The organism is Collinsella sp., assembly GCF_052346665.1.
Lineage (GTDB): Bacteria > Actinomycetota > Coriobacteriia > Coriobacteriales > Coriobacteriaceae > Collinsella.
On record NZ_DAWDUX010000005.1, the window covers coordinates 61,384 to 64,454 of the forward strand.

A 3,071-nucleotide genomic window follows, 5' to 3' on the forward strand; every position below is an offset into this window, starting at 1 on the left:
CGCGCGCGGCTGAGGGTGCCGGTGTAACTCGCCCTGGCGGTCCCACGCCCGTCACGGAGCCTGCCGCGGCAACCCTGCACCCACAGCCCGAGCAGCCGGTCAATCGTCGCCGCGTGTGGCCGTTGGTGCTGCTCTCGGTGGTGGGCATCTTGATCTTTTTCGCCATCGGCGTGATGGGCTGCAACATGATGGCGGGCATCAACTCGCTCGAGCACTATACGAGTTCCCAGAACGAGCCAATCGATCCCCAGGGCAACGGCGGGGACGACCAGGTGACGGGCGGCAGCGGTACGGCAGCGCCGTCGATTCCGAGCGATGAGGGCGTGTACGTGGATCCCAACGGCCCCGTTTACTTCGACGGCGAGCCGGCGGACGAGCTTGTGCGCGCGGTTGTTGATTCCTCCAGCAACGATGTCCTGGCGCAGACGGATGCGAGCATGAGCGACGTGGACGCTCTCAACACGCTCATCTTCAACCTGCCGATGGGGCAGTGGGCCGCGAACTTGGACGTGACGCGCGGCAACGGCGTCCTGCGCTTCGACTACGTTCGCGTGCCGGATTACTTCGATGGCGATTCGATCGACCTCGCTCTCGCGTATAACGTGACGGCGTTGTTCTGCGCCGTGCCCGATGCGCAAAAGATTCAGGTGACCGTTTCGGAGAGCGATGAGGTGAATGAGCACGATTGCTATGTGTTCGATCGTACAGCGGTAGAGGAGGCCTACGGTGTGCCGCTCGACGCAAACATGGTGAACGAGGCCGGCTGGGGCCAGCTCAAGGGCGACAACCTCTACAAGCACGACTTCGCCGAGCGCATGGTCGATCGCGCCGAGCGCGACGCGCAGTAGACCCGTGGCCTATTGAGATCGACGCGAGAAGGGGGGGGCGGCCGCTGCCATGCGGTCGCCCTTTTACTGCGCAAAAATACGACAAATATTGTAACAGATATGAAACAATCCCCCATGTTGTATTTACCATATCCAGTGGGTCACCAAATGAGCTGCGGCGGAAATACCCATCTGTGAGCTGGGGCTATCAATACAACAAACGAAGGGAAAATGTAGCTTAACGGGGGTCAAAAAGTCTGTTATGGTTGGAATAACTGCGTTCCGAACATTCCCGTAGGGAAGGTCGCGTTTTGTTCCGCAAAGTTGTCGTTGGATTGCTCATCGCGTCGTGCTCACTGGGATCGTTCCCGGCGGGGGTTGGCGCATACCAGGCTGCTCGCATGCGCGAGCAGCTCGCCTCGGCGTTGGCTGGTCAGGCGCTCGCCCAGGCGGACATGGCCGCAATGCTGGAACAAGCTAATACTCCGTTGGACGCCAACGCGGGAACGTACGCGTCCACGCTGTCCCTCAGTTCTAATGTTGAGAATGGGGGGGGGGTATCCCCAATCTAAGGTAGAGACTCTTGACGAGGGCGGTTCTGCAGCGGGCGAGGTTCCTGCTGTAGATGAGCCCTCAAAGAGCGAGCCCACGCCGGATAACGCGCCCGAGGCAGGGCAGACGTCGCAAGACCAAAACGCGACCGGCGGGCAAGATGCTACGCAGGATCAGGTGGATGGGCAGCCTGGCGTGGAGGACGCCGTCGACGGCGCTGCGGACGAGGACGCCAAGCCGGACGCCGAACAGGATGCCGCGCAGATTGAAGGCGCCGAGGTTCTGCAACAGGGCGACGGCGAAACGACCGGCAACGTGCTCGTGGCGGACCGCGCCGCAGTGGGTGCGCTGGGTGGCCGCGACTTCGCCGGTCAGGCCGTCAAGGAGATCAACGGCACCACGTACATCCTCATTGGCAACGAGCAGCAGTTGCGTGCAATCGGGTCGGACAAGAAGGTCATTTCCGGCCAGGTCTGGTCGATTGAGCAGAAAAAAGAACCCGATGGCCTGCTTGGCCACAAGTGGGTTGACGTTGAGGGCACAGAGGCTCTTGTGTATGCAGGCGATGCCGATCTTGCTGATGCTGGCACCCTGCACAATGGAACCTTTAACGATCACGATGGCGGCATACTCCAAGATACGCGTACAAAGTACTTCGTGGTCGGCGAGCATGGTCGCGATGACGATGTTGACTCGGCGCAGACCGGCCTCAAGTACGCCATCGACGCCAACTACCTCATCTTTCGCGATATCGACCTGAGCACGAACGCCGCCGATCCTGGCAACACGGGCTGGGGGCCGCTTATGTTCTCGAGCACCATGCTCGGCGCGAAGAGCGATGCGCCCGATGCGGCGGGCAGCCTCTGGTCCTATATCGGTGCCGACGGCAAGAGTGTCACCGACGTCACCACCGTCGCCAACCCCGTTATCTCCAACGTGAGCGTGGTGCAGTCTGACGCCAAGCTCGATGTGCGTAAGCACACGGGCATCGGCTTCTTCGGCACCATCTCCAATAAACTTGACGACAAAGACCCCTTCGCAGTGCCAACAAAGGCCACCGTGAGCAACATCACGCTTGAAAAGGTGTCGGTTGAAAATCATGCCACTGAAGTGCGTGTCGACAAATCGCTCATCAGCGAGCTTCTTGGATTTTTGGGGACTGCCTTAGAGGTTCTGGTTAATGGCCTTCTGTTTGTTCTGACAGCTGGCAAACTAACCTTCACAGGGCTATTGACCAATCTTCTGAACGTTCGTGCGGCGGATCCGTCTGCGCTTGCGACCGGAGCTTTTGCTGGCCGTATAGTTGGCGACGTCGAAGTGTCGGGCTGTGAAGTATATGAGGCAAAGGTTTCCTCCGCCGCACAAATGAATGGCGGTTTCGTCGGTTATGCGCAGGGTGAAACCAGCTACGGCATTGTGTCCAATGTTCTGGATACAATCGTCGAGCTACTCACCAATCTCCTTAACATCATTCCCGGTCTCGGTTTGGGTGACCTCATTACGCTTCTGCTCGACAGCAATATTATTGATGCGGGGTCCCTTACCCCATTGGGTTATCTAAACCCAAAGATCTCGCACTGCTCGGTACACAATTTTGCCGAGGGAGAGGCCATTGGTTCCACAGACAACGATTATGCGGGTGGTTTTGCGGGCGTCATGGTGGGTACCATCGCGCAGGAGTGCTCGGTAGAG

The 3,071-nt window shown here is 59.2% G+C and carries 2 protein-coding genes; both read left to right on the forward strand.

Annotation, left to right across the window (positions count from 1 at the left end):
* Positions 1–848: hypothetical protein (locus ACT8II_RS01820; RefSeq protein ID WP_443812879.1), on the forward strand; the 848-nt coding region annotated here is incomplete at its 5' end.
* 726 nt (positions 849–1,574) lie between these two features.
* On the forward strand, positions 1,575–3,071 hold a 1,497-nt coding region (locus ACT8II_RS01825; RefSeq protein ID WP_443812880.1), incomplete at its 3' end, for a hypothetical protein.